1 protein-coding gene is annotated in these 638 nt (G+C 52.7%); it reads right to left on the reverse strand.

Annotation, left to right across the window (positions count from 1 at the left end; genetic code table 11):
- Nucleotides 1–383: 383 nt before the first annotated feature.
- Nucleotides 384–638, reverse strand: a 255-nt coding sequence (locus AWB82_RS36740) for an enoyl-CoA hydratase-related protein (protein ID WP_235023607.1), incomplete at its 5' end; no start/stop codon positions are given.

The raw sequence follows: 638 nt of genomic DNA on the forward strand, positions 1-638 counted from the left end.
AAACCTTCCTCTGATACTTCGTGTGAGACTCTTGATACTTTTGCTATTGCTTCAGCCCCGAAAGACTGAAACCGCACTTGTCATCAAGCGCCCACACTTATCGGCTGTTAGTTTTTAAAGAGCACATCGCAAGACTCACATCAACTTCCGTCTTGCGTCGCTGCATCAGCAGCAGAGAAACGAGATTATGAAGAACATTTCGGTTCGTGTCAACAAGAATTCGAAGCTTCTTTCTTCTCGCTGACCGCTCAGAGCCTTCTACAACCTGCTCCAAGCACACCATCCATGCCACCTGCTCCCGCTTCCTTCGCATTCATCGAATCGCGAAGGAACGGAATTCTAGTAAGTGGGATCGAGAAGTGCAAGCGCTTTCTCAAATAAGCTCACCGATTCTTGAAAACCGGCTTACGCTTCTCAACGAATGCCGCCATGCCCTCCTTTTGATCTTCCGTAGCGAACAATGAATGGAAGAGCCGCCTCTCGAAATGTACGCCTTCCGCGAGCGTCGTCTCGTAAGCGCGGTTGACTGCTTCCTTGGCCATCATCACGGCGGGCAGCGAGAAGCCGGCGATGATCGTCGCGGCTTCGACGGCCTCATCCAGAAGGCGATCCGCCCCGACGATGCGCGACACCAGCCC

This window comes from Caballeronia glebae, assembly GCF_001545035.1.
Classification (GTDB): Bacteria; Pseudomonadota; Gammaproteobacteria; order Burkholderiales; family Burkholderiaceae; genus Caballeronia; species Caballeronia glebae.